Source organism: Flavimaribacter sediminis (assembly GCF_019492055.1).
Classification (GTDB): Bacteria; Pseudomonadota; Alphaproteobacteria; order Rhizobiales; family Rhizobiaceae; genus Flavimaribacter; species Flavimaribacter sediminis.
The window spans coordinates 13061-39260 of the sequence record NZ_JAICBX010000008.1 but is presented as its reverse complement, the minus strand read 5'-3'; the positions used below and the strand labels follow the sequence as shown (position 1 = coordinate 39260).

The 26200-nt window shown below is 58.4% G+C and carries 21 protein-coding genes and 1 pseudogene; 19 read left to right on the top strand and 3 right to left on the bottom strand.

From position 1 onward, the window contains the following. Window positions 1–27 precede the first annotated feature (27 nt). Together K1W69_RS26135 and K1W69_RS26130 are read right to left on the bottom strand one after the other, a co-directional pair. Window positions 28–1251: an ABC transporter substrate-binding protein gene (locus tag K1W69_RS26135; protein WP_220231436.1), complete on the bottom strand. Its 1224-nt coding sequence runs from the start codon at window positions 1249–1251 to the stop codon at window positions 28–30. Window positions 1252–1307: 56 nt separating this feature from the next. Next, window positions 1308–2072 (bottom strand): glucose 1-dehydrogenase, encoded by a 765-nt coding sequence (locus K1W69_RS26130; protein ID WP_220231435.1) that lies wholly within the window; start codon window positions 2070–2072, stop codon window positions 1308–1310. 187 nt (window positions 2073–2259) lie between these two features. Between K1W69_RS26130 and K1W69_RS26125 the strand changes: the two genes are divergently transcribed. After that, window positions 2260–3138 carry an SMP-30/gluconolactonase/LRE family protein gene (locus tag K1W69_RS26125; RefSeq protein WP_220231434.1) on the top strand — a complete coding sequence of 293 codons (879 nt, stop codon included), beginning with the start codon at window positions 2260–2262 and terminating at the stop codon, window positions 3136–3138. A 46-nt stretch (window positions 3139–3184) separates the two neighbouring features. Then, window positions 3185–4384: an NADH:flavin oxidoreductase/NADH oxidase gene (locus K1W69_RS26120; protein WP_220231433.1), complete on the top strand. Its 1200-nt coding sequence runs from the start codon at window positions 3185–3187 to the stop codon at window positions 4382–4384. 14 nt (window positions 4385–4398) lie between these two features. Here K1W69_RS26120 and K1W69_RS26115 read toward each other — a convergent pair whose 3' ends face one another. Beyond that, window positions 4399–5178: an IclR family transcriptional regulator gene (locus tag K1W69_RS26115; protein ID WP_220231432.1), complete on the bottom strand. Its 780-nt coding sequence runs from the start codon at window positions 5176–5178 to the stop codon at window positions 4399–4401. Between the two features lie 269 nt (window positions 5179–5447). Between K1W69_RS26115 and K1W69_RS26110 the strand changes: the two genes are divergently transcribed. From K1W69_RS26110 to K1W69_RS26030, 17 genes and pseudogenes are all read left to right on the top strand, one after another. Then, on the top strand, window positions 5448–6206 hold the full coding sequence (locus K1W69_RS26110; RefSeq protein WP_220231431.1) for an SDR family NAD(P)-dependent oxidoreductase: 759 nt from the start codon (window positions 5448–5450) through the stop codon (window positions 6204–6206). Between the two features lie 196 nt (window positions 6207–6402). Further along, window positions 6403–7317, top strand: coding sequence for an SMP-30/gluconolactonase/LRE family protein (locus tag K1W69_RS26105; RefSeq protein WP_220231430.1), 915 nt, complete (start codon window positions 6403–6405; stop codon window positions 7315–7317). Then, a complete protein-coding gene (locus tag K1W69_RS26100; RefSeq protein WP_220231429.1) occupies window positions 7310–9418 on the top strand; it encodes an acetate--CoA ligase family protein in 2109 nt (702 codons plus the stop codon). Before K1W69_RS26105 ends, K1W69_RS26100 begins: the two co-directional genes overlap by 8 nt. Next, the gene (locus tag K1W69_RS26095) at window positions 9415–9954 is read left to right on the top strand and encodes a nuclear transport factor 2 family protein (protein ID WP_220231428.1); all 540 of its coding nucleotides are present in this window, start codon (window positions 9415–9417) and stop codon (window positions 9952–9954) included. Before K1W69_RS26100 ends, K1W69_RS26095 begins: the two co-directional genes overlap by 4 nt. Before the next feature lie 30 nt (window positions 9955–9984). After that, on the top strand, window positions 9985–10497 hold the full coding sequence (locus K1W69_RS26090) for a flavin reductase family protein (RefSeq protein ID WP_220231427.1): 513 nt from the start codon (window positions 9985–9987) through the stop codon (window positions 10495–10497). A 13-nt stretch (window positions 10498–10510) separates the two neighbouring features. Next, window positions 10511–12082 (top strand): SDR family oxidoreductase, encoded by a 1572-nt coding sequence (locus tag K1W69_RS26085; RefSeq protein ID WP_220231426.1) that lies wholly within the window; start codon window positions 10511–10513, stop codon window positions 12080–12082. A gap of 151 nt (window positions 12083–12233) precedes the next feature. Continuing rightward, window positions 12234–13865 carry a long-chain fatty acid--CoA ligase gene (locus K1W69_RS26080; RefSeq protein ID WP_220231480.1) on the top strand — a complete coding sequence of 544 codons (1632 nt, stop codon included), beginning with the start codon at window positions 12234–12236 and terminating at the stop codon, window positions 13863–13865. A 44-nt stretch (window positions 13866–13909) separates the two neighbouring features. Beyond that, complete coding sequence (locus tag K1W69_RS26075) at window positions 13910–15034, top strand: acyl-CoA dehydrogenase family protein (protein ID WP_220231425.1); 1125 nt, start codon at window positions 13910–13912, stop codon at window positions 15032–15034. Window positions 15035–15045: 11 nt separating this feature from the next. Then, window positions 15046–15828: an enoyl-CoA hydratase/isomerase family protein gene (locus K1W69_RS26070; RefSeq protein ID WP_220231424.1), complete on the top strand. Its 783-nt coding sequence runs from the start codon at window positions 15046–15048 to the stop codon at window positions 15826–15828. After that, entirely contained in the window at window positions 15828–16985 is a 1158-nt protein-coding gene (locus K1W69_RS26065; protein ID WP_220231423.1) for an acyl-CoA dehydrogenase family protein, read from the top strand. Before K1W69_RS26070 ends, K1W69_RS26065 begins: the two co-directional genes overlap by 1 nt. A gap of 38 nt (window positions 16986–17023) precedes the next feature. Then, window positions 17024–17809, top strand: a complete 786-nt coding sequence (locus K1W69_RS26060; protein WP_220231479.1) for an ABC transporter ATP-binding protein — start codon at window positions 17024–17026, stop codon at window positions 17807–17809. Then, window positions 17799–18518 (top strand): ABC transporter ATP-binding protein, encoded by a 720-nt coding sequence (locus K1W69_RS26055; RefSeq protein WP_220231422.1) that lies wholly within the window; start codon window positions 17799–17801, stop codon window positions 18516–18518. Before K1W69_RS26060 ends, K1W69_RS26055 begins: the two co-directional genes overlap by 11 nt. Before the next feature lie 5 nt (window positions 18519–18523). Beyond that, complete coding sequence (locus K1W69_RS26050) at window positions 18524–19408, top strand: branched-chain amino acid ABC transporter permease (protein ID WP_220231421.1); 885 nt, start codon at window positions 18524–18526, stop codon at window positions 19406–19408. Next, window positions 19405–20328 carry a branched-chain amino acid ABC transporter permease gene (locus K1W69_RS26045; RefSeq protein WP_220231420.1) on the top strand — a complete coding sequence of 308 codons (924 nt, stop codon included), beginning with the start codon at window positions 19405–19407 and terminating at the stop codon, window positions 20326–20328. The genes K1W69_RS26050 and K1W69_RS26045 overlap by 4 nt, the downstream gene beginning before the upstream one ends. Window positions 20329–20368: 40 nt before the next feature. Continuing rightward, window positions 20369–22021 (top strand): flavin-containing monooxygenase, encoded by a 1653-nt coding sequence (locus K1W69_RS26040; RefSeq protein WP_220231419.1) that lies wholly within the window; start codon window positions 20369–20371, stop codon window positions 22019–22021. Between the two features lie 216 nt (window positions 22022–22237). Next, a pseudogene (locus K1W69_RS26035) lies at window positions 22238–22366 on the top strand (helix-turn-helix domain-containing protein); the annotation flags it as partial. A gap of 591 nt (window positions 22367–22957) precedes the next feature. Continuing rightward, the gene (locus K1W69_RS26030; protein WP_220231418.1) at window positions 22958–26191 is read left to right on the top strand and encodes a cadherin-like domain-containing protein; all 3234 of its coding nucleotides are present in this window, start codon (window positions 22958–22960) and stop codon (window positions 26189–26191) included. Window positions 26192–26200: the final 9 nt, after the last annotated feature.

The following is a 26200-nucleotide window of genomic DNA, read 5'->3' as shown; positions in this document are numbered from 1 at the left end:
CATGAAATCAGCGGTTTTGGATCTATCTTACTTCAGTAAAGCACACTGACTGTCAGCAGCAGGTCGCCATGCATCCTCTGGAGCGATTTCGCTGATGATATCATAATAGTCGTATTCACCCTTGGATTCGTCCGGTTGCTTGATGCGCGCAGCGTAAAGCGGGCGCATGACCTGTCCGTCATCGCGGATGGATACGTCTTTCATCGAGAAATCGTTGATCGGGATTTCCTTCATCTTCTGCATGACGGCCTCGCCGTCGTCGCTATCTGCAGCTTTGGCGGCTTTCAAATAGTGGGCGACGGCGCTGTAGGTTCCTGCCTGCGGTGCGTTCGGAAACCGTCCGTTGAAAGCGTCCTGGTATCGCTTCGTGAACGCACGAGTTTCATCATCCATGTCCCAATAGAAGGCCGTTGTCAGACGAACGTTCTGCAGAACCGGCAATCCGATGCCGTGGGCATTGTTGATGAACATGCCAAGTGGAACCAGCAGCTGGCCGTCAGTGCCGACACCGAATTCCGAAGCTTGCTTCATGGTGTTTGCGAGATCGCCGCCGGCGTTCGCCAAGGCGATAGCTTTCGCGCCGCTGGATTGCGCCCTTAACAGGTATGACGAAAAGTCATTGGAGCCCAGCGGATGCAGGACAGAACCCACGACCTCGCCGCCGCCATCCTTGATGAAGGTTGTCGCATCGGCTTCCCACGCCTTGCCGAAGGCATAGTCGACGGTAATGAAATAATAGCTGTCGATGCCTTCACCCAGCAGTGCGTTGACCGTCGCACGGGGCAGTGCGTATGTGTCGACGACCCACTGTGTCGTCATCGGCGAACAACGGTCATTGGTGAAAAAGGACGAAGCCGTCCCCGAAAGCATCAGCGGCTTCTTGCGCTCAGCCATCATGTCGTGAACGGCGCTGGCTATGGAAGACGCCGAACAGCTGACGATCGCGTCAACGCCCTCTTCATCCAGCCATTTCAGCGCGACCGCGGCGCCGACATCCGGTTTGTTCTGATCATCGGCCACGACGATTTCAATCTTCTTGCCGTTGACCTCGCCGCCGGCGTCTTCAACCGCCAGCTTTGCGGCGGCGACGGCTCCCGGGCCGCAATTGTCTGCGTATGGGCCTGACTGGTCATTCATTATCCCGATCTTGATTACGTCGCCCGAGATTTCGGCCGACGCGGTTACCGGGGCAAGCGCCGTTCCCGCCGCAAGCGTTGCGGCCAGAATGACTGTGGTGTCACGAGTTTTCATTGGTTCCTCCCTTGTGAGTTACAGGTGCTCGTAAGCGGGTACGCATGGACGGTCGGCTAGACACATCGACCTCCATCCACTTCCATCGTGACGCCTGTCACGAAAGCTGCTTCATCTGATGCGAAATAGAGCGCGGCGCTGGCGATATCGTCCGGATCGGCGAGCCGATTGAGTGGTATCGTCTTGCGCAACATTTCGCGGTTCGCTTGACCGTCACCGGTCATGTACTTGTCCAGCATCGGGGTTTCGCCAGCCACCGGGCAAATCGTGTTCACCCGGATCTGGTCACTGGCAAACTCCAGAGACAGGGTCTTGGACATCGCCACCGCCGCGCCTTTCGACGCATTGTATATGGCCATGCCGGGACGGGGACGCACTGCGCCCGTCGATGCCACGGTTATGAGCGATCCGCCGCGACCCACTTTCTGCATATGGGGCACGGCGTGACGGGCAAACAGCAGTATAGACCGCGTATTCACGCCGAAAACCGCTTCAAAATCAGCGTCTGTCAGTTTGAGCGCGGATTGCGGCTTGTGTGAAATTCCCGCGTTATTGACCACGCAGTCCACATGGCCGAACCTGTCGATTGCCACAGACACGGCAGCTTCGACATCATCGTTCTGTGAGACATTCGCCTCGACGGGAATTGCAAAACCTTCGCCTGGTTCTTCACGAATTTCGCGGGAAACGGCAGTCGCTGCGTCGAGATCGATATCAACGACCACGACATGCGCGCCTTCGGACGCAAAGCGCCGGGCGATTGCCCGGCCATAGCCGGAACCGCCGCCAGTCACTATCGCGACTTTATCCTCCAAACGCATGTTCTGTAGCCTCCCAATCTCCAACAACGTTAGCGAGACCTAATTCACGCGCCAACATGAATGAGCATGCCAAGCCCAGTTTCACATGGGTGAATTTGGACGGGGCGCGCCTATTTGCTTTGACCGACTGTCTTCGCCGGGGTCATTTTCGCCGATATCGTGACGTTGCATACGGAGGAGGCGCCTGATGACAATTCGCTTTGAACGGATCGGACCCGGTCGGGACTGGCTGGGTGAAAGCCCGGTCTGGGACCCGTCAACGGCTTCGATGTTCTGGGTCGACAGCCGCAGCGGGATTGTCCGTCGTTTCCAACCATCTTCGGGCCGTCAGAGATCGTGGCAATTGCCAGCCGAAATCGGCGCAATCGCTCTGGCGGGGCAGGGGCGCTTGATAGCCGCGCTCCGGAATGGCTTCTATTACGTTGATCTGGAAAGCGGAGAAATTGAACGGATCGTGGAGGCATTCGACGATGACGACAGCGCGCGTTTCAACGACGGCAAGATGGACCGGCAGGGTCGGTTCCTGTGCGGAACGATGGCGCTCGGTTCCGATGAGCCAACCGGCAAACTGGTGCAACTGAACGGAGGCGGGCAGGTCAAAATACTGGAGACGGGGATTGGCATAGCCAACTCCACTTGTTTCAGCCCGGACGGCCGCGTGCTCTATTTCGCCGACAGTTTCGATCGGGCTCTGCGAGCTTATGACTATGATCCAGACACCGGTTCGGTGAGCAATCGGCGGATTCTTTGCGACGTGTCGACCCACAATTCGGCGACAGATGGAGCGACGGTCGATTCCGAAGGAGGCATCTGGGTATGTCTTGTGCAAATTGGCAAGCTGGCGCGGCTGACGCCCGACGGCGCTCTGGATCGACTGATCGACACCCCTGTCCCGCTGCCCAGTTGCCCGGCATTCGGAGGCGAGGACATGAATGTGCTTTACCTGACATCCATTCGCGATTCCGGCACCGGGCGCACGAAATCTGACGACCCCAAAGCAGGCGCTCTCTTCGCCATACACGGCCTCGGTGTCCGAGGTATTGCGGAAGCAGCCTACTCCGCCTGACGCGTGTCGAGGCAAATGCGCACAATGTCCGTGGAGGGATGACAGTATGAGCAACCTGTTTCAGCCAATTACCGTCGGAGGCCTGGCTCTCGGGAATCGCATCGCGATATCTCCCATGTGCCAGTACAGCGCAGAGGAAGGTCTGGCGCAATCCTGGCACCTGATTCACATAGGTGGGATGATGATGTCGGGCGCCGGTCTCGTCATCATGGAGGCGACGGCTCCGGAAGCGGCTGGGCGCATAACACACGGATGTCTCGGCCTCTACAACGACGCTCATGAAGAAAAGCTGCGGGAAATCGTAACAGAAACCAGGAAACTCTCTTCGTCTCGCATCGGCATTCAGCTGAGCCACGCCGGGCGCAGAGCATCCTGCCGATCTGTGCGCGACCGCTGGCGCGGGGAATCACTTCCGCCGGAAGAGGGCGCCTGGCAGACCTGGGCGCCGTCGGCGCTGGCCTATGACGATTCGTGGCACTGTCCGGCAGAGATGAACGCTGACGCCCTGGCGCGGGTGCGTCGCGCTTTCAAGGACTCTGCGGAACGGGCGGACAGGGCTGGTTTCGACCTGCTGGAGATACATGGCGCCCATGGTTACCTGCTGCACCAGTTTCTGTCGCCCGTGACCAATCGGCGCAGAGATTTGTATGGCGGCGACGTCGTCAAGTGCATGAGATTTCCACTGGAGGTGGCGCAGGCCATTCGCGAGGTGTGGCCGGCGGACAAGGCTCTGGGTTTCAGGATGAACAGTTCCGACTATCATCCGGATGGATTGACGCTCGATGATGCTGTCACGCTTGCGCGTGAGCTTGAGGCCATCGGCATCGATTATGTCGTCATGTCGGCGGGCAATCTGGCGCCAGGATGCAAAATACCTCCGGCGACGCCCGGTCACCAGGTGGAGTACGCCGCCCGCATCAAATCCGAGACCGGGCTGACGGCGATGGCTGTCGGGCTGATTGTCGAACCGGAGCAGGCTGAAGAGATTATCACATCCGGGAAAGCTGATATGGTGGCGATTGCGCGCGCTGCGCTCGACAATCCGCGATGGCCGATGCATGCGGCCGCAGCGCTTGGCGTCGATATGGAATATCCGCCACAATACATTCGCGCTCGACCGAACAACTGGACAGGGTTTCCGATTGTTCATCCGAACGCACGGGAGATAAAGGCGACACGACAAATGGACAGGCCAAGTTCCGGAAGCTGGGATAGGCCGGAAGTCGTTACGATAACAGACAGTTAAACGATAGCCTGAAATCAGATTTCAATCTGAATCGGCGTATCGAAATCCGGCGTGGCGCGAATGGTGCTCGCCGCGTCGCGCAACACAGTCAGGTACTTGTCCGCATTCTGGCGCATGCGCTGTTCAGCGCCTCCGAGCGCCAGCGTGACGGGTTGATTATCCACCTGCACATCCAGCAATATTGCCAGGGTGGCGCCTCCTTGGAATGGTACATTTTCTGCCCAAGCATAACCGTTGCGCCTGATTTTCTCGATTTCCGTGAAGATGTCCTTGATCCGTACCCGTTCAGTCGGCGCGCCGACGGCAATATTCGCCCGCCTCACCATGTTTTCGATCTTTTCGTCCGTCAGGGTCGACAAAAGCACCCAGCCTGCGGCGGACTTGATGATCGGACGCACTGTGCCTTCCTCGATATGAAAGCGCAGCGCGTGGAGTGACTGCTTCGTTTTAAGATATTGCAGGTAGATATCGTTCTTCGCGCCTATGAACACCCCTTCATGGGTCGCCGCATGAACGTCGTTGAGCGCATCGAGAATTTGTCCGGCTCCAAACAATGCGCGCGGAATCCATTCGCCGAGCGCCGTGACCTTCGGCGTTGGAAAATAGACGCGCCGTGTGCGGTCGTAGTTCACATAACCCATTTTTACCAAAGTCTTGAGCAAGACGGTGGTGCTGGACAGAGGATATCCCAAATCGTGCGCGAGTTCCGACATCGAGCGCGGTTGTTGGGCAAGCTTGAAATATTCGAGCATTTCGATGGCCCGCGTAGCAGATTTCACCTGCTTGTCTGACATGGCGCTCCTCCCAGGTTTTCACAATTGTGAAATTGGCCATCACATATAGAATTTTCTAGCTCGACTCCGCTCCACATGGCAAGCTGCGAAACAGGTTGGTGACCCGGTTTGACCGGATCACCTCGTGGGAGGACATCCACGCCTTGCCGGTTCACAAACCCTGACAACGAGCGGCGACCGCCCTCGTTGCTGTGTACGATCTATGGAACGTCGACTCCGGACCAAGGACGCAACGAGGATGAATTCCTTCTTGCAGGAAGGATGCAGGCGTGTCTGAAAGACTACTGGGAAATGTTGCTCTGGTGACCGGGGGCGGTCAGGGAATTGGCCGCGCAATAGCGGAAGCTTTCGCTCGCGAAGGCGCCAAGGTTGGCGTGCTGGATATCAAGCAGGAGTTTGCAGAAAAGGGCGCCGAGGCAGTCATAGCCGCAGGCGGCGAGGCTGTAGCGCTGACTGGAAATGTGGCCAATCGGGACGATGTTTTCGCCGCCGCGGATGCGCTGAAACAAGCCTTCGGCTCCATCACCATTCTGGTCAACAACGCCATGTGGAACCGCTACGGGCCATTAGAGGAACAGTCAGAGGCCACCATTGGCCGCATGATCGATGTCGGCTTCAAGGGCGTGATATGGGGATATCAAGCTGTTTTGCCGCAAATGCGCGACGCCGGCCATGGCGTCATCATAAATATCGCATCGCCTTCAGCGGTTCTCGCGATGAAGAATGGCGTGATGTACAGCTCGGTCAAGGCGGCGGTCGCGGCTGCGACCCGTTCCGGCGCGGCGGAGTTTGGCGCGATGAATATTCGCGTCAACGCGATCGCGCCCGGACCCACCCAGACAGACGGCGCAAATCTTGTGCTTGACGAGCAGGCCTGGGAAAGGCGCCGACAAAGGGTGCCGATCGGTCGCCTTGGCCAACCGGAAGACATGGCAAATACGGCCGTCTTTCTCGCTTCCGGTGACGCGTCCTTCATCACCGGCGAGATGATCCTGGTCGACGGCGGAATTACCTACGCGTTTTCGTGAGGATATATCCGTGATGAACACCAGGTCTCAATTCAGTGTTCTGGACCCGTCCACCGCATGGTCGTCATGTTCTGCTGCAAAGGCGCCTGTCCAAGTTTCGGCCCGCAAGCGGGCTTCCTCCCGGGAGGGTCGTCGTCGCCTCGTCGGCGGCGACCCGAACCGTACCGGACTGGCCTGAATCGGAAAGCAGAACGCCATGGCTTCGCACATAAACACCGTTACAGCGACGCGGATTTCGCAAGAACCGGATATGCTTGGAGAGAGCCCGGTCTGGGACGATCGTCGGCAGCGCCTCTACTGGGTGGATGGAACCGCCTGCAAGATTCGCTATCATGATATTGGCAGTACGGGGTGCCACAGCATCGACACACCCTCAATCGTTGGATCGGTAGGATTGACCGAAGACGGCGGCCTTGTGGCCGGGCTTGTCGACGGTTTCTACCTGGTCGATGTGGAAAGCGGGGCGGTCAAGCCTCTCTATATACCCGAGCATCAAAATGAGCATGCCAGGTTCAATGACGGCAAGGTCGATCGCCAGGGCCGGTTCGTATGTGGCGGAATGGGCGTCCAAGCCGAACCTGTGGGCGAACTGATGCGTGTTTCGGCTGACGGGTCGGCACAGGTGCTGGCCAACGGAATCCGGATAGCAAATACGCTTGGCTTCAGTCCGAACGGCGACATGATGTATTTCTCGGACAGTCTTGATCGCATAATCCGCGCCTATTCCTACGGCGCCGACGACGCGGCGTTGACCGAACCCAGGATGTTCGCTGATACGCAGCGGTTTGCATCGAGCCCGGATGGCGCGACCGTCGACAGCGAAGGCTGTCTGTGGGTTGCGCTCGTCCAGGCAGGCAAGATTGCACGCTTTACCCCTGACGGAGAGCTGGACCGTATGGTTCAGGCGCCAACAGACATGCCCACCTGCATGGCGTTCGGCGGCCCTGATCTCACAACGCTGTTCGTAACTTCAATCAAGAATTCCGGTTCGGGACGCGCCATTTCTCGACATCCCCTCGGAGGGCATCTGTTCGCCATTGAGGGACTGGGCGTAGCGGGGCTGCCGGAGCCGCGGCTGGGACAGCATCAAGGAGCCATGAAGAATGACTGACGCCATTGAAACGCTCTTGTCGCCGGCCAGCGTCGCGTTGGTGGGCGCATCCGACAATCCTGCGCGAATTGGTGGTCGGCCATTACGATATCTGCGCGACGGCGGCTTCAAAGGCGGTGTTTATCCGATTAATCCGAAACGGGATACGGTGCAGGGCATGAAGTCCTATGCGGCGCTTGCCGATTTGCCGGAAGCGCCCGACACGGCCATTCTTGCAGTTCCTGCCTCAGCGACATTGCGGGCAGTTGAGGACTGTGCCGCGCGCGGCGTCAGATCGGCCATCGTATTTTCTGCAGGCTTTGCGGAAACAGGCGCGGAAGGCGCAGCGCAGCAGAAACGCATGACTGGCCTCGCCAAAGAGGCCGGCCTCCGACTGCTGGGCCCGAACTGCCTTGGGGTGTTCAATCCCGCGAAGGGATATTACGGCACGTTTTCAGTCATTCTCGACGAACAGTTCATAATGCCCGGCCCAGTCGGCATCGTGTCCCAGAGCGGCGCTTATGGCGCCCATCTGGCTCATCTCGCCCGCAAGCGGGGGTTGGGCGTCAGCCACTGGATTACCACTGGCAACGAAGCGGATATCGACGTCGCCGAGGCGCTTCACTGGATGGTGCGTCAGGATGAAACACGGGTTGTGATGGCCTATGCGGAAGGCGTGCAGGATCGTGACGTCTTCATCAAGGCGCTCGAAACGGCCCGTGATAACGGCAAGGCCGTCGTTTTCATGAAGACCGGGAGATCGACTGTCGGCGCTGAGGCAGCGGCCTCGCATACAGCAGCCCTGGCCGGCTCGGACGAAGTGTTCGATGCAGTATTGCGTCAGTATGGCGTACACCGGGCGGCGACCACCGCTGAGCAAATCGATATCGCTTATGCGTGCGCAGCCGGACGGTATCCGGCTGGCAACCGAATCGGAATATTTACGCTATCTGGCGGCTTCGGGATACAACTGGCCGACGACAGCGCAGCAGCGGGACTTGATGTTTCGCCAATGCCCCGGGAGGCGCAGGAGAAACTTCTTGCCTTGCTGCCTTACGCCTCGCCTCGCAATCCGGTCGACGCCACAGCGCAAGCCGCCACGGATATGAACTTGATTACGTCAAGCGTCGAGGCGATGGTTACCATGGGTGGTTATGACGTGTTCACGGCGATTCTTGGCGCCGGCCCTGCTAGCCCAACCTTTGCCGAACCGCTGCGCTCTGCGATCATGCAGGGAGTAGCCGCATCGCCGCATTCCATCCGCAGCGTCACAATGTCCGCGCCGGAAGACGTGGTGCGCAGTTACGAGGCCGAGGGTTTCCTTGTCTATGAAGACGGATCGGCGCTCGCGTCCTCGCTGGGCGCGCTGGTTCGTTTCTCAGACAGTTTCGCCCGCAAAGACAAGGAAGCACCGCCAGCGCCCATGTCGCCTGTTCCGTTACCCGATAGCGGCGCCATGAGTGAAGTGACCGCAAAAGTCATACTTACCGAAGCCGGATTGAGTTTCCCTGCAGAACGGCTGGCGTCAACGCCTGATGAAGCGGTGAAGGCGGCGGAGCAGATCGGATATCCGGTTGTTCTGAAAATCTGTTCGCCGGATATCGCGCACAAGACGGAAATTTCAGGCGTTGCAGTCAATCTGAGGGATGCGCAAACGGTGCGGGACAATGCCGAAGCGATTCTCGCGCGCGCCGCTGAAATGAGGCCGAATGCCCGTGTCGAGGGGCTTATTGTAGCCCCCATGCTGGGCGATGGAGTGGAAACGATTGTTGGCGTGGCGCAGGACTCGGTTCTTGGTCCGGTCGTCATGTTCGGCCTCGGCGGCATCTTTGTGGAAGTATTGAAGGACGTGACTTTCCGCGCCGCGCCATTCGGTCTCGAGGAAGCGCGCCGGATGATTCGGGAGATCAAGGGTTTCCCGTTGCTCGAGGGCGTGCGCGGAGCCGGACGCAGCGACATCGAAGCGCTTGCCCAACTCCTTTCGGATCTGTCGCGTTTCGCATACGCGCACCGCGATCAAATCGACAGCATAGATCTCAATCCGGTGCGCGTGATGCCGGAGGGCCAGGGCGCTGTTGCGCTGGACGCCCTGATCGTGAGGAAGGAGGAGTGTGAACAATGACCGACAGATCCACCGAGGCGCTTGTGGTCGAACTAGTCGACCGGGAAGCCATTCGCGACTGCATGTACCGATATTGCCGCGGAATTGACCGGGCGGACGAGGAAGCGTTGCGCAGCGCCTATTGGCCTGATGCGATCGATAATCACGGCGCCTACAACGGTCCGATCGAAGGCTTTGTCCAGATGGCCAAAAAGGTTTGGGCGTCCGGAGCGCGCAATATTCATGTCGTCAGCAATATACTTATTCAGTTCCCCGATTCGGACCAGGCGGATGTCGAAAGCTATTTCACCGCTTACCAGCGTGGCGCGGGCGCTGATGGCGTGACCAGACAGTATCTTCTCGTCGGTCGTTATTGTGATCAGTTTGAAAAACGTCAGGACGAATGGCGGGTAGCCCGGCGCACTGTAATTTACGACTGGGTAGAGGAACAGACGGTCCCCAAGGGTAGCGAACAGGAACGCTTCGGACCACGACAGCCAGTTGGAGGCGCCAAACCCGAAGACCCGATTTATCGTCTTTTCGCCAGTAACGACTAGCTGTCCCGAAACCAGCGAAAGGGCTTCCAAGTGGATGACGGTTCGACCGAAATGCTGACCCGCGACCTTGTCGGAAAATACAAGTCCGCAATGAGCAACGTGCCATCGCCCGTGGCCGTCGTGACTTTCCAAACGAAAGACGGATACGACGGCGTCACGTGCACCGCCATTTGTTCAGTAACGACGGAACCGCCAATGCTGGCGGTCTGTCTGAAACATGTCACCGCCGCGCCGCTTCTTATCGCGGAAGCGGGCGCGTTCGCGGTCAATTTCGTCAGCGAGGATCAATCCGATATCGCTCGGCGGTTTTCCGAGCCGCACCCTGATCCGGCCGCGCGATTCGAATTCGGACAATGGCAGCAGCGTGCGACAGGCGCTCCGATTCTCGCTGGCGCCATAAGCTGGTTCGACTGCCGTGTCGTGCGGCACGTCGAGGAGGGCGCCCACCGCGTGTTCTTTGGCGGCGTAATCGAGACCGACACGGCGCCCGGAAACGGTCTGCTTCACCGCAACGGCTTCTTCCGCCGCCAGGCATCCGAGTAAGGAGAACCACTGAATGCGTACAGTAATCATTACGGGGGCGGCGGGTGGCATCGGCCGCGCGCTGCTGGAGCAATTTGCTGAAACCGGAGCCCGGTTGATTGGCGTAGACCTGCCAAACAGCGGCGTAGCAGCGGCTGTCGCCGCCTGTGGCGAAGGCCACATTGCACTGGAATGCGACCAGTCGGACGAAGAACAGGTTACGGCGATGTTCGCCCGCATCGACGAGGTGTGCGAACGCGTCGATGTCCTTGTCAACAACGCTGCAAGGGCGCCGACCATGGCAGCGACAGTCGATACTGACCTCGCCGGTTTCCAGGCGACGATCCGAACCAATCTCAGCGGCCCATTCGTCCTGGCCCGCGAAGCGGTAAAACGCATGCAACCTGGCGGCGTTATCGTGAACACCGCCTCGCTCGCGGGCGTGGTCAGCAACCCGTGCCGTAACGCCTATGCGGCCTCAAAGGCAGCCCTGATATCGTTGACCAAGTCACTGGCCTGCGAGTGGGCCTCGCGCGGCCTCCGCGTTTGCGCCATCGCGCCTGGATACGTGCTTACCCCGATGGTCGCCGCGCTTGAAGCGGAGGGAAAGGCCGACCTGTCGGCCGTCCGCCGGCGCGTGCCGCTCGGTCGCCTCGGCCGTCCCGACGAAATGGCTTCCGCTGTGGTCTTTCTGGCGTCCGACGCCGCGCGCTACATTACCGGTTCGGTCCTCGCGGTTGATGGCGGCTGGGGTTCCTTCAACCAGCCTGGCCATGCGCATCCTCCGGTGGACGGTCAACCCGGAGCCGAAACCGCAACGCCTGTTTTGTCGGAGAGCAAACGGGTTACGGTTATAACCGGCGCGGCGCGGGGCATCGGCGCAGCGATCGCGCGGCGATTTTCCGCCGCCGGCGATCAGGTGGTGCTGATCGACCGTGATTCACCGGAACCGATTGCCCTCGAACTGGATAACCATGCACTCGCCTTGCAAGCTGATATTTCAAGCGAGAGTGATGTAACGCAGGCGTTTGAACGCATCCGTGACCGGTTTGGCCGTATCGACGTGATGATCAACAACGCCGCCATCGCGGACGAGTTCAAACCGGCGCTCGAACAGAGCGCGGCCGATCTTGAACGCGTTCTGGATATCAATCTGACCGGCACATTTCTTTGTGCGAGGGCCGCAATTCCTCTGATGGACTCGTCGGGAGGCGTGTTGATCAATCTCGGATCGATCAACACCTTTCTGCCTTTTGCCCCACGGCACGCCTATGGAGCGTCGAAAGCGGGCGTAGACATTTTCACACGGTGCTTGGCGGCGGAGTTGGGGCCGAAAGGCATTCGAAGCGCAACACTTGCGCCCGGTTATATCCGTACGCCGGGCGTAGCTGCCCTGGAGCAGGCGGGACGCATCGATTCCAATGCAATTCGAAAGCGCATTCCCATGGGTGACTTTGGACGTCCTGAAGATGTGGCGGATGCCGCATGGTTCCTCGCGTCTCCATCAGCTTCCTACGTCAATGGCGGCATCCTGTACGTGGATGGCGGCTGGACATCCTTTGGAAACGCAGGAAATGCAAGCGACCCGGAAGTCGCGGATGCCTGAAAAGCATCTCTAATGAGGGTGATGCACCCGGGAAATTCACAGATATGAAATTGAACTTCACTCCGTGGATATTCTTTGACTTTCCCGGCCGTTCAGCGAGTTTGGAAAACAGCGTGGCGCTGAGGAAACGCCACAAATGGGAGGACTATTGATGCTCGGTCTTATGCAGGACAAGCCCTTGCTTGTTTCTAGTCTGCTCGTACATGCGGAACGATTCCACCCTGAGAGTGAAATCGTGTCATGCACTTGCGAAGGACCGGTAGTGAGACTGTCCTACCGCACGATGGCTGAACGTGTTCGCCGTCTGGCAAGAGCGCTTGTCTCTCTCGGCGTCACGCCGGGCGATCGCGTCGCAACCATGGCGTGGAACACCCATCGTCACATGGAGCTCTATTTCGCAGTCTCAGGCATTGGAGCGGTGTTGCACACTGTGAATCCCCGTCTGTTTCCCGAGCAAATCGAATACATTCTGAACCATGCCGAAAGCCGCGCGCTATTTTTCGACATAACGTTCGCCAGCGCAGTCGCCAATTTGCGCGACAAGCTGCCGGCTGTGGAAAACATGATCGCGTTGACGGATGCGGAGCATGCCGCCGGGATGCCTGAAAGTGCGCTGATATACGAAGAACTGCTCGCTGAGCAGAGCGCCGAACCCTATAATTGGCCGCAATTTGACGAGCGAACAGCATCGTCGCTTTGCTACACATCCGGAACCACCGGCAATCCAAAGGGCGTGCTCTACTCGCACCGCTCGACTGTGCTTCATTCTTCGATGGCCTGTCAGGTAGACGGTCTGCAGCTCAACCGTCGCGACACGACATTGCTGGCGGTGCCGCTCTTTCACGTCAATGCCTGGGGTATTCCCTACGCCTCCGCTCTGTGCGGGGCAGGTCTCGTGCTGCCCGGGCCAAAACTCGACGGCAAAAGCCTTTTCGACCTTGCCGTCGCGGAGCGCTGCACGTTCTCGCTCGGCGTCCCGACGGTGTGGCTGGGCTTTTTGAAGTATATCGACGAAGACGCAGACGCCGATCCGGCGATGCTGTCGCTGGAACGGGTGATGATCGGAGGGTCTGCCGCGCCGCGAGCGATCATCAAGACTTTCGACGAAATGGGCGTCCACACCATTCAGGCTTGGGGGATGACCGAGACAAGCCCGGTCGCCACAGTCTGCAATCTGCTTCCCAGACATGCGGAACTCGCGGGTGAAGGCAAATACGATGTTCAGGTTCTGCAAGGACGGCCTGTTTACGGCGTTGACATCCGCGTAGTGAACGACGACGGCGAGGCGTTGCCTTTCGACGGCGAGACGCCCGGCGATCTGCAGGTGCGCGGTCCGTGGGTGACCTCGGGCTATTTCCGAGGCGAAGGGGGGGACGTTCTCGATCGGGATGGCTGGTTTTCCACCGGCGATGTCGCGACGATTGATCCAGATGGATATGTGCGCATAACCGACCGATCCAAGGACGTCATCAAATCCGGTGGAGAGTGGATCAGCTCGATCGACCTCGAAAATGCGGCCGTGTCCCATCCGGCGGTGGTGGAGGCGGCGGTGATTGGCCGACCGCATCCCAAATGGCAGGAGAGACCTTTGCTGATCGTGGTCGGCAAGGACGGAGCGGAAGTCACCAAAGATGCGATTCTCGATCATCTGAAACCGCTGGTCGCGTCCTGGTGGCTTCCGGATGACGTCGTCTTCGTCGACGATCTTCCGCATACAGCCACCGGCAAGCTCCAGAAAATGAAGCTGCGCGAGCAGTTCAAGGACTATGAGCTACCGGCCTGATGTGATGTCGAAGATGCGCAACATTTCAAACGAACGGAGCCTACATGCCGCTTATCTCTCTGGATGACGACGATAACACGCTCGGAATGCTGCGTGAGAGCGCCAACGCCCTAGCAGAGCGCATCGACGGCGCACAGGTAATGCGTTCGCGACGGGCCGGAAAGAGCGATCTGGACAGAAGCGTCTGGACAGCAATGGCGGAAGCGGGCTGGCTGGGCCTCCTGCTTCCCGAGGAACTGGGTGGTTTGCAACTCGGAAGCCGCGAACTTGTGGTGTTGTGCGAAAGCCTGGGCCGGGGGCTTCTCACCGAACCATATGTGCAGCTTGCTGTTTTTTCCGGCGCGCTCTTGATGGGCGCCGACCACGGCGCAAACACCTCAGCCTTGGCCGGCGGCCTCGTCGACGGATCGCGCATCGTCACGACCCTTTGGCAGACTGAGCGCGGCGCGCGCGCCGAGCTGAAAGCCACTGAAAAGGATGGCGAGGTCCTGTTGAACGGATGCGCAGGACTCGTAAGCGCCGCACAATCGGCGAGCGACTATCTCGTTTTGGCTCAATCAGACGGCGATAGCGTTCTGGTTCATCTTCCGGCGGACACGGGCGGGATTGGCGTAAGTCTGCGCGCATCCGTCGATGACGCCCAGTTGGGCTCAGTGGACCTTGACGGTTGCTCGGTTCCTTCCGGCAATGTTCTCGCGCGCGGCCACAAGGTCGAGACGGCGCTGGTCAGGGCGATCGAGACAAACCGCCTGGCGATTGCGGCGGAACTTGCCGGCATTGCGTCTAAAGCACTGGAAGCCACAGTGGACTACACGCGGGAGCGGATACAGTTCGGTAAACCCATCGCCAGTTTTCAGGCCATCCAGCATCGGCTTGTCGACATGTGGAGCGACGCCGAATTTGCCTGCTCGGCTGTGACGGATGCGACGGAGAAACTTGGAGAACCCGACAGCGCCGCCGCTTCACAGGCCGTGCTAGCCGCCAAGGCGCGAGCCGGCGACGCTGCAATCGGCATTACCCGGCGCGCCATCCAGCTCCATGGCGCCATGGGTTTCACCGATGAATGCGATATCGGCCTCTACATGAAACGGGCCATCAATCTCAACGCAACACTCGGCCAGCCGGAAGAGCTTCGGCTGCAGTATCTGGCAACCGAACGAGCTGCCTGAAAGGAGCGACCATGCAAAACAATCTGATCAAGACCTCAATTGAGAACCACGTCGCGGTCGTGACGATGGACGCGCCTCCCGTCAATGCCCAGTCGCGAGAGTTCATGGAGGAACTGATTGAGGTTTTTGACGAACTCAACGAAACCGTCGGCGTTCGCTGCATCGTTCTGACCGGCAACGGCAAGTGCTTTTCGGCCGGCGCCGACGTCAAGGCCCGGGCAAAGATCGTCGCTGAAGCCAAGCCTGGGGACACCTACAGGCACCTACGGCGCGCGCGCGAGGTCGGATTCGTCATTATGGAATCCAATATTCCGGTCATTGCGGCCGTCAACGGACCGGCGCTCGGCGCAGGCATGGGGCTCGCGATCTGTTCAGATATCATAGTGGCGTCTGAAAATGCGGTTTTCGGTTTGCCGGAAATTGATATCGGTCTCATGGGCGGCGTGCGCCACACGATGCGTGTTTTCCCCCACGCGCTGACGCGACGCATGGTGCTGACCGGCTGGCGGGCGCCGGCTGAGGAACTCTATCGCCGCGGTCTCATCGAAGCCTGTGTTCCGGCTGGTGAATTGATGGAAACCGCCATGGAAATGGCCGCCAATATCGCTTCGAAAAGCCCGCAAGCGCTGAAGCTGGCGAAGCGCGCCCTGAACACGGTCGAAACCATGGGGCTCAAGGATGGATATCGTTTCGAACAGAATCTGACTGTCGAGATGACCCGAAACGATGACAGCAAGGAAGCCATGCGCGCTTTCATGGAAAAGCGCGCGCCTGTCTTCAAGGATGAACTGTAATGCAGCAGCAGGACTGGAACGCCCTGTCTGATGACGAATTCCGCGGGATATTCCGCGAATGGGTCGATGCGAACTGCCCGTCGCATCTGCGTTTCATGCGCAAGCAGCGACCGGTCTTCGACGAGGTGGCGGAATGGTATCACGCGCTTGCGGAGAAAGGCTGGCTGTCGCCGGTATGGCCACAAGAACACGGCGGCATGGGACTCGACGCCGCCAAGCACATCGTCTACGTCGAAGAATGGGCTCGCCTGGGTTGTCCTCGCATTCCCGATCACGGCATTGGTCTTACAGGTCCATTGCTAATAGAATTCGGAACGGACGAACAGAAGGCGAATTTTCTTCCGAAGATACTCTCCGGAGAGCACGTGTGGTGTCAGGGCTATTCGGAGCCGAACGCCGGCTCCGACCTTGCAAGTCTGCGGACATCCGCCGTGAGCGACGGAGATGATTACATCGTCAATGGCCAGAAGATCTGGACGACTCTTGCACACTGCGCCAACTGGATCCTTCTGCTTGTTCGCACAACAAAGGACGACAACAAACGGCAAAACGGCATAACGGTTATGCTTGTCGACATGACGACGCCGGGGGTTGTTGTCCGGCCGATCGCCAATCTCCGGGGCGAAGCTGATTTCTGCGAGGTGTTCTTCGAGAACGTGCGCGTCCCTGCGAAGAATGTTGTTGGCGCAGTCGATCAGGGCTGGGCGCTCGCCAAGTCTGTGCTTGGACATGAACGGATCTTCCTGGGTGCTCCATCGCGTCCCGAATACGCGCTCAAGCGGTTGGAAATGCTGGCTGAAGATCGCGGCGCTTTCGACGACCCCGCATTCCGATCGCGTTATGCGCGTCTGCTGCTGGACCTGAATGACCTTGGATCCGCGTTCGAAAAATTCGCGAAGATCCTGCGCGAAGGCGGACAGCTTGGCGCGGAAGTCTCGGTTCTCAAGATTTTCTGCAGTGAATTGTATCAGCGCATTACCGAGGAGACATTGGCTGTCGCAGGCGAGGAGGCGCGATATTATGACGATCTGCCGGTTGGCGACAATGAGGTCGACGCAATGAACCTGTATCTCGACTCCCGCGCGCCGACCATTTTCGGCGGATCCAACGAAATACAGAGAAATATTCTTGCCAAGGCGGTGCTGCGGCTGCCGTGAAGGCGGGCGCGACCAGGGGAGGAAGAGTGTCAGCGATTATGGATACGGCGCAAATCGACACCACAAGCGCGCAGGATTACGCACTGGAGACCAGGGATCTCGGCAAGTCTTTCGCCGGTTTCTATGCGGTTAAAGGCGTGAACCTGCAGGTCAGGCGCGGATCCGTTCACGCGTTGATCGGCCCCAACGGCGCCGGCAAGACAACGTGCTTCAATCTGCTTACCAAAACGCTCAGTCCGACAACAGGCAAGGTGTTCCTTGAGGGTAGAGACATAACCCGTCTGAGAACGGCGCAGGTGGCCAAGCTTGGACTGGTTCGCTCATTCCAGATTTCGGCGACTTTTCCGCACCTCACATGTCTGGAGAATGTCCGTGTCGCGTTGCAGTCGGACTACGGCAAATCGTTCCGTTTCTGGTCGCCGATCAGCGCAGTGTCCGAGTTGAACGCGCGTGCGGTCGAGTTGCTGGAGCGCGTCGGATTGGCCAACGCCCTCGATCTGACTGCAGCCGAACTTTCCTACGGCAAGAAGCGCGCTCTGGAGATAGCGACAACGCTGGCGCTCGATCCGAAGGTCCTCCTGCTCGATGAACCGACAGCAGGCATGGGACACGAGGACATCGAGCCCATCACGAAGATGATCTCGGAAGTCTCTGATGGCCGAACCATCCTGATCGTCGAACACAATCTTTCGGTGGTGGCGACGTTGTGCGAACGCATCACCGTGCTTCAGCACGGCGAGGTTTTGACTGAAGGGACCTATGACGAGGTCGCCAACGACCCGGATGTGATAACGGCCTATATGGGAGGCGTCGATGAACTCTGACGCAAACGCCGCTCCCTTGCTTCAGGTCAAGGATCTCAGGGCCTGGTACAACGAATCCCAGGCGCTGCACGGCATGAATTTCGACGTCCGTCCCGGCGAACTCGTGACACTCATCGGTCGCAACGGAGCCGGCAAATCGACCACGCTGCGCTCTATCATGGGAATCGTGCGCAAACGCACGGGTTCGATCTGCTACGAAGATGAGGAACTGATCGGCAAGCGAACGTTCCAGATCGCGCGCAAGGGCATTGCCTATTGTCCGGAAGAACGGGCGATATTCTCCCTTTTGAACGTCGGCGAAAACCTGACGCTGCCTCCGGTCCTGCGTCAGGGCGGCGTGCCGGACAGCGAACTTCTGAAGCAGTTTCCAAACCTGCGGGAGAGACGCAAGAGTCGTGGCACGCTGCTTTCCGGCGGCGAGCAACAGATGTTGGCTATTGCGCGCATCCTGCGTACAGGATCGCAGTTTCTGTTGCTCGATGAACCGAGCGAAGGACTTGCGCCGGTGGTTGTCAAGGAAATCGGCCAACTGATCCTGCGCCTGAAGGCGCAAGGTTACACAATTCTTCTCGTCGAGCAGAATTTGCAATTCGCTCGCCTGGTTGCAGACCGTCACATCGTTATCGAACACGGCGCAGTGGTCGATACGCTGAGCGCCGAAGAACTCGTCTCGGACATGGGACGCGTCAAGAACTACCTGGGGGTCTGACCGACATGTTCGAACATCTGTCCATCCAGCTCATCATGGGACAACTGCTGATTGGCCTGATCAACGGGTCCTTTTATGCGATGCTCAGTCTCGGGCTCGCCATCATCTTCGGATTGATGAACGTCGTCAATTTCGCCCATGGCGCCCAGTACATGCTCGGCGCATTCGCGGCGTGGTTCCTGCTGACCACATTCGGCGTTTCCTATTGGGGAGCGCTGGTGATCGCGCCGATCATGGTCGCGATATTCGGGCTGATCATGGAGCGCTTGATCCTTCGGCCGATACAGCATCTCGACCACCTGTACAGCCTGCTGGCCACCTATGCGGCGGTGCTGATCATCGAGGGCCTCATGCGCCAGCAATTCGGCTCAAGCGGCATGCCTTATGCTCCGCCGCTGCGAGGCGGCGTCAATCTGGGCTTCATGTTCCTGCCATGGTACCGGCTCTGGGTCGTGTTGTTCTCGCTGCTGGTCTGCATCGGAACCTGGATGTTGATCGAGCGGACAAAGCTCGGCGCATATCTCAGGGCTGCAACCGAAAAACCCGACATTGTCGAAGCGTTTGGCATCAACGTGCCTCGTATGATCAGCCTAACCTACGCATTCGGGGTTGGACTCGCGGGATTGAGCGGCGTTCTCGCTGCTCCCATCTACCAGGTTTCTCCCTCAATGGGTTCTAACCTGATGATCGTCATCTTCGCCGTCGTGGTGATCGGCGGAATGGGTTCCATCGTCGGCGCGGTCCTGACCGGTTATCTCATTGGCGTGGTCGAAGGTCTGACGAAGGTGTTCTATCCGGAAGCCGCCAATCTGGTGATCTTCGTCATCATGATCATTGTGCTGGTCCTGAGACCCAACGGGCTGACATCGGGCAGGGGGACCTCGACATGAACCGGCTTCTCCTCATCGGCTTGCTGCTGATTGTCGCGATCGCCGCGCCGTTTTTCGTCTATCCTGTTCTGCTGATGACCGTGCTCTGCTTCGTTATCTTCGCGTCGTCCTTCAATCTGCTGCTCGGCTATGCGGGACTTTTATGTTTCGGGCACGCCATGTTTTTCGGAACCGCGGCCTACATAACCGGATACGTGCTCAAGACGACCCCGATTTCCATCGAAATCGCGATTCTTGGCGGCGCGCTTTTCAGCGCCGCGATCGGCTACGGCGTTGCCCTGGTGTCCGTCCGGCGCAGCGGCATCCAGTTCGCCATGATCACGCTCGCGATCTCGCAATTCATCTACTTCGTGCTTCTGCAGTCCGAATTCACCGGCGGCGAAGACGGAATGCAGCGTATTCCGCGCAACGATCTGTTCGGCGTCATCGACGTCGCTGACAACAATGCCTACTACTATGTCGTTCTGGCGTTTGCTGTCGCAGCCGTCGCGCTCGTGTATCGTATTGTGCATTCCCCCTACGGCGAAGTCCTCAAAGCCATTCGCGACAACGAGCCGCGCGTGGAATCACTCGGCTTCCGTCCAGAACGCTACAAGGTGTTGGCCATCACGCTGTCAGCCGGTCTGGCCGGGCTTGGCGGCGCGCTGAAGGCGACTGTTTTCCAGTTCGCAACGCTCACCGACGTGTCATGGACCGTCTCCGGCGAGGTGATCCTGATGACCCTCATGGGCGGTCTCGGTACGCTTGTCGGACCCATGGTCGGCGCCGGTCTTGTTATCTGGATGAACGACGAACTCTCGCAGTTTGGCGAGTGGTCGCTGATCGCCCAGGGCGCAATCCTCCTGCTGGTCATCATCTTCTTTCGTCGCGGCGTGGTGGGAGAAGTCCAGAATCTCGTGCGCTTGGTGCGCAGCAGATGAGACCCCAAACCGAAATCTCTGAAAAACGAGGAGTAGTTTCATGAGCCATTCTGACGCAAATAACGCCGGAGACACGATCTCCAAATGCGACGTGATCGTCGTCGGCGCAGGTTTTGGCGGAATGTACGCCGTCTACAAATTCCGCGAGATGGGTAAATCCGTCATCGGCGTCGAAGGCGGCGGAGACGTCGGCGGCGTGTGGTACTGGAACCGCTATCCAGGCGCGCGCTGCGATTTGATGAGCGTGGACTACAGCTACGGCTTCTCGCCGGAGATCGAGCAGGAATGGACATGGTCCGAGCAATTTGCCGCCCAGCCCGAAATTCTCGCCTACGCCAATTTCGTTGCGGATCGTCTGAAACTTCGCGACCACTATCGCTTCAATACGCGGGTAGTCTCTGCAGAATGGAATGAGAAAACCAGCAAATGGCGAGCGACCACCGACGCAGGCGACGTGATAGAAGCGCCATACTGCATCATGTCAACAGGACCGTTGTCGATCCCCAAAGATCCGGACATTCCCGGCATAGACGCCTTCAAGGGAGAATTGCTGAGAGCTCAGATATGGCCGCATGAACCGGTGTCTTTCGAAGGCAAGCGCGTCGGAGTGATCGGCACTGGATCGACCGGCATCCAGATCATTCAGGAAGTCGGACGCCAGGCCGGTGAACTCTATGTCTTCCAGCGGACGCCAAGTTTCACGCTGCCCATGCGCAACCGCGCGCTGGAGCCCGAATACGTGGTCGAAATGAAGCGGCACTATCGCAGTCTCCGGGAAGCGATGCGCAACAATCCGACCGGGGGAACGCGGCCGGTTTCGAGCCGCCCGTTCTTCAGCCTGCCGCCGGATCAGCGTAAAGAGGCGATGGAACAGGCCTGGATCAATGGCGGCCACACATTTCTGGGTTCGTTCGGCGACCTTATGATCAATGAAGAGGCCAACGAGCAGGTGGCTGAGTTCGTCCGCTCCAAGATCGGAGATGTCGTCGAAGACCCGGCGACGGCGGAAGCGCTGAAGCCGCGCGGCTATCCGATCTTCGCGCGCCGTCCTTGTCTCGACACCGGATATTACGAAACCTACAATCTGCCCAACGTCCATCTGGTGGACTGCCTGAACGGCGAAGAAATCATAGAGATAACCGAAAAGGGCGTTCGCACATCCGCCGGCGAGTACGAACTCGACATGCTGATTTTCGCAACCGGTTACGACGCCCTGACGGGCGCCCTGATGGCGATCGATGTCACAGGCCGAGACGGAGTGAAGATAAAGGATAAGTGGGCGTCAGGCTCGCGGACTCATCTGGGGTTGATGACAGAAGGTTTCCCCAACATGTTCATGACATGCGGTCCCAATGGCCCTGCGGCGCTGGCGAATATCATCACCATCAGCGAACACGACGTGGACTGGATCGCTGATCTGATGTCCCACATGGAGGCGAATGGATATTCCGCGGCCGAGCCAACTCTGGCCGCAGAAGACGGATGGATGGATCTGGTGGCGGCCCTTGCGTCGCGCTCTCTGGTGCGCAAGGCCAAGACATGGTGGGTCGGCGCAAACGTCAAGGGTAAGCCGCAAGGTCTGACTATGTACACCGGCGGATTCGCCAATTACCGGGCCGAATGCGCCAAAGAGGCGATCGATTATGCGGGATTCAGGTTTGACATGGAGCAAGTCGCCGAACCGGCTGAATAAATACCTATCGCAAGAAGGTGTGTCGGGAAGAGCCCTGTGCTTTCGAGCAAGTGGTTATTGAGTGGCGCATGGACTTGTCCCGTCGGTGTCCGCCGTCAGGGATTTCTGGACAGATCGCTGCCTGGAGCATTTCCGGATTTGATGGAATTGTGAGGGTTTCCCCTCCGATGTGATCTGTGATTCAAGATGCTGGCTGGATAAGGAGGCCAGCATCATATGACAGCACCTCTATCCGATGATTTGCGAGCACGTGTTGTTTCGTCGGTATTGGCCGGCGAGAGTTGTCGATCCGCGGCGGCCCGGTTTGGCGTCTCAGTTTCCTCCGTGGTGAAGTGGTCGCAGCGTTAACGGTCGACCGGTTCGGTTGCACCGGCAAGATGGGCGGACAATCAGAACATATCAGACATCAGAAAACTCCTTCGTTTCCTGCTTTGAATCTGATTTGCCTGAACCTGAAAACCCCCTTAATCAACAGGTCCTGACCCTGGCAATCCGGTATCGGCGACAAGATGCGGTCCCGCAACGCCGTGCTGGCTTTTTCCGATGTCACCGGCGCCGAGTATCATCCCCCGGTGGCGGCCCCGGGTGATTGTTCATCCCAAGGAGTAGGATGGAGCGGGTGGTCTCATCCTTTTGCCTGCGCATGGCGCATTCCGCCGTGTCGAAAACCGGTTCGTCGAAATGATCTATTGTCGAAGAACTGAATTTATCTTACCAGTAATATTGATAGTACAATCCATGGATTTAACAATAAGAATATCATCTAATGATCTCCATGATTGAAGATCATGCAAACAACGAATGGACAGAAGAATAGAACGATTAGATTTCGGCTTGTAAAGCCAACGAAGATCTTCAGTCGATATATCGGGTCGCATTGATCAGCAGTAAACTGATTGATTCAGGCGCGATCTGTATCGTTTGGAGGTTCGCACCATGTCTGAAAGTTCCCGTAGCACCGCTTCTCAGGCCGCCGCCGACTGGCAGGCGCTCAACGATGAACTGGAACTGGATCCGTCCGTCGATCAGGTTCTTTCAGTCGATGCCCAAGCAGGAGTTGCGTCCGGTTTTACCACTGTGTTCGAAGAGGACTTCTCGGGGCGTCTCAACCTTTTCTCCCTGGAAACGGTTGCCGAAAGCGACATGTTGGGTCTTCTCGGCACGGCTTTCTCCAATTCCCTGTTCGACGGGACGCTGTTGTTCGAACCGGTCGACGTCTCGGCGATTGATGACGGGACAATCGGGTTCTCGATCGAAGCCGACGGGTTCAATTCCGGTCGTTTTGCAGGATCCGGAACCGCGGACGCGGATTTCCTGCGGGTCGAAGTCAGTATCGATGGCGGCGAATTCCAGCTGCTGGACCTGTTCCAGGCCGCCTCGTCCGGCGAGTTGCAGACCTTCGTCGGCAGCGACACCGGTCAGGTTTTCGACAGCGAGACCGGCCGACTTTCCTATGTCATTCCGGATGGCGCCGAGAGTGTTCAGCTGCGACTGACCACCGAACTTTCCAAGATCAGCCATATCATACGGATCGACGACGTCGAGATCGGTGGCCTGCAGCAGGTCGCAAACGGTTATGAAACGGGTCTTCTCGCCAATGATGGCGACAAAGGCGGGGCCGGCCTTTCGATCGTCTCTGTTGAAGGTATCGCCCTGTTCGAGACGACAGAAGTTCTCTTTACTGCCCTGCATGAAGACTTTGATCATGCGGGAAACTTCGTCGTTGCTCCGGAGACGGTCGCGCAGACCGACCTTCTCGGATTAAACGGCGTCGCACAGGCCAATGCGCTTTTTGACGGCGTCCTCGAATTCAATAGCGTCGACATTGCCGATCTGAATGATGAAACCCTTTCGTTTTCCCTCAACGCGGATTTGCTATGGGGCAGCAGTTTCAGGAATTCGGCACAAAACGGGTCCGGAGTGCTCGTGGAGGTTCGCCTTGATGACGGGTCTTATCAGGTCATCGATGAATTCGAACTTGAAGGTTCAGGCGCTCAACAGGTCTTCGTCGGCTCTGAGAGCGGACAGCAAGTCGCCGTCGGTGCGGGGTTTGCAAACCTTGCCTACGACATATCCGATCTGGCGGGGAATGCTGAAACGGCGCAGCTCCGTATCACCGCTGAAGTTTCGGGATGGCGCGAGATCCTGGAGATTGACGACGTGTCACTGACGGGCACGAAGATCATCCGGACGGGTGAAGGTATCGCCACGACGACTCTTTCCTCCGGAGCCTTGTTGACGGTCAGTGCCGACGGTTCGTTCAGCTACGATGCGAACGGGATGTTCGGCTCCCTGGGCAAGGGCGAGGAAGCGATTGACACATTCACCTATGTTGCTGCCGACGCGAGCGACAACAGGGACGATGCCATGGCTACTGTGCGTCTGGCAGGGGCCAATGACGCGCCCGTTGCCGTCGAGGACATGGATTTGGCGGTGGAAGACGGTCCGGTCCTCAACGGTTCGGTCGCTGATAATGACAGCGATATCGACAACGACGCGGTCCTGACATACGCGCTGGATGTGCCCGTTGACGGATTGAACCTCGATACAGACGGCAGCTACGCCTTCGATCCCGCCCACGAAACCTTCCAGTCGCTTTCCGAAGGAGCAGTGATCGAGGTCGAGGCAGCCTATACAGTCACCGACGAGCACGGTGCGAGCGATCAGTCAACGCTGACAATCCACCTGACCGGAAGGAACGATATTCCGGTCGCCGTTGAGGACACTGCCACGGTGAGGGAAGACGCTCCACCCATTTACCGATCGGTGGCCTACAATGACAGCGATGCCGACGACGGCGCGGTCCTGACATACAGTCTGGACGAACCTGTCGATGGATTGAGCCTCAATCCCGACGGCAGCTATGCGTATGATATGCCGGACGCGGCCTTTCAGTTCCTTGCCGAAGGCGCGACGATCGAGATCGCAGCGGCCTATACGGTCACCGACGAGCACGGTGCGAGTGATCAGTCAACGCTGACAATCAGCGTAATCGGTGAGAATGATGGTCCGGTTGCCGTCAGCGATACCAATTCTGCTGTGGAAGACGGACCGGTCGTCAATGGTTCGGTGGCCGACAATGACAGCGATAGCGACGACGACGCGGACCTTATATACATTCTGGACGAAGCCGTTGATGGACTGACCCTCGACCCCGACGGCAGCTATGTGTTCGATCCCACTGATAAATCCATCCAGTTCCTCGCCGAGGGAGAGGAGATCGAGATTGTCGCGGCCTACACGGTCAGCGATGAACACGGCGCCACCGACCAGTCGACGCTGACTATAGGCGTAACCGGCAGGAACGACGCTCCTGTTGCGGTCAGCGACGGCAATTTTGGAGATCCGGTGACGGAAGCGGGACCGGATGATGCCGGTGACGACAGCGCCGAGGGCAATGTACTGACGAACGACAGCGATGCCGAGGGAGATAGCCTGACAGTCACCCAGGTCAACGGCTCCGCCGGCAATGTCGGACAGATCATTGAAGGCGTTTATGGCGTGGTGACGATCAATGCCGACGGGTCCTGGACCTATAAACTCGATAACGCCGATCCCAATACAGAAGCGCTGGGGTCAGATCTAGTAATCCCGGTCGACATCTTCAGCTACACCGTGGCCGACACCCGGGGTGCGACCAGCACCACGACGCTGGGTATCAGCATTATTGGAGTTGATGACAGTGCTTCGGCTCTCTCCGGACCCGCCAGTTTCGAACTCGCGCCGACTGCGGATCTGAACACCGGCGACACTATAACCAACTCGACATTCGGGAGCGCAGTCGCTTCCGGTGGCGACCTCAACAAAGACGGTTTCGACGGTCCTGTCGTCGGTATGACCCGTTACGCAGATCCCGGAACGGACGATGTCACAGGCGACGATATTTTCGTCGGCGGAAACTGCGACGATATCTTCATTTTCAAAAATCTGGACGCACAGCACGACTTGTTTGTCGACTTCCGCCAAGGCGACGATTTCGTCGAACTGAAAGGGTTCAGTCTGACCCTCGGCGATCTGGATTCGTGTGATGGCGATGTGTTGAACGATGACGGCTCTGCTTTCGACGACTGGTCCGGTGGTTTGCTGACGGCAGACCTTGGTGGGTCCGAAAGCAGGCTGCCCTTTCAGGAAGTCAGCAGTCTGTTCGAAGGCGACCTGCTCTTTTCCTAGCGGCGTTGC

Coding starts and splice junctions, on each gene's coding strand:
- K1W69_RS26135 (WP_220231436.1), bottom strand. CDS start 1,251: ATGAAAACTCGTGACACCACAGTCATTCTGGCCGCAACGCTTGCGGCG.
- K1W69_RS26130 (WP_220231435.1), bottom strand. CDS start 2,072: ATGCGTTTGGAGGATAAAGTCGCGATAGTGACTGGCGGCGGTTCCGGC.
- K1W69_RS26125 (WP_220231434.1), top strand. CDS start 2,260: ATGACAATTCGCTTTGAACGGATCGGACCCGGTCGGGACTGGCTGGGT.
- K1W69_RS26120 (WP_220231433.1), top strand. CDS start 3,185: ATGAGCAACCTGTTTCAGCCAATTACCGTCGGAGGCCTGGCTCTCGGG.
- K1W69_RS26115 (WP_220231432.1), bottom strand. CDS start 5,178: ATGTCAGACAAGCAGGTGAAATCTGCTACGCGGGCCATCGAAATGCTC.
- K1W69_RS26105 (WP_220231430.1), top strand. CDS start 6,403: ATGGCTTCGCACATAAACACCGTTACAGCGACGCGGATTTCGCAAGAA.
- K1W69_RS26100 (WP_220231429.1), top strand. CDS start 7,310: ATGACTGACGCCATTGAAACGCTCTTGTCGCCGGCCAGCGTCGCGTTG.
- K1W69_RS26095 (WP_220231428.1), top strand. CDS start 9,415: ATGACCGACAGATCCACCGAGGCGCTTGTGGTCGAACTAGTCGACCGG.
- K1W69_RS26085 (WP_220231426.1), top strand. CDS start 10,511: ATGCGTACAGTAATCATTACGGGGGCGGCGGGTGGCATCGGCCGCGCG.
- K1W69_RS26080 (WP_220231480.1), top strand. CDS start 12,234: ATGCTCGGTCTTATGCAGGACAAGCCCTTGCTTGTTTCTAGTCTGCTC.
- K1W69_RS26075 (WP_220231425.1), top strand. CDS start 13,910: ATGCCGCTTATCTCTCTGGATGACGACGATAACACGCTCGGAATGCTG.
- K1W69_RS26070 (WP_220231424.1), top strand. CDS start 15,046: ATGCAAAACAATCTGATCAAGACCTCAATTGAGAACCACGTCGCGGTC.
- K1W69_RS26065 (WP_220231423.1), top strand. CDS start 15,828: ATGCAGCAGCAGGACTGGAACGCCCTGTCTGATGACGAATTCCGCGGG.
- K1W69_RS26060 (WP_220231479.1), top strand. CDS start 17,024: ATGGATACGGCGCAAATCGACACCACAAGCGCGCAGGATTACGCACTG.
- K1W69_RS26055 (WP_220231422.1), top strand. CDS start 17,799: ATGAACTCTGACGCAAACGCCGCTCCCTTGCTTCAGGTCAAGGATCTC.
- K1W69_RS26050 (WP_220231421.1), top strand. CDS start 18,524: ATGTTCGAACATCTGTCCATCCAGCTCATCATGGGACAACTGCTGATT.
- K1W69_RS26045 (WP_220231420.1), top strand. CDS start 19,405: ATGAACCGGCTTCTCCTCATCGGCTTGCTGCTGATTGTCGCGATCGCC.
- K1W69_RS26040 (WP_220231419.1), top strand. CDS start 20,369: ATGAGCCATTCTGACGCAAATAACGCCGGAGACACGATCTCCAAATGC.
- K1W69_RS26030 (WP_220231418.1), top strand. CDS start 22,958: ATGTCTGAAAGTTCCCGTAGCACCGCTTCTCAGGCCGCCGCCGACTGG.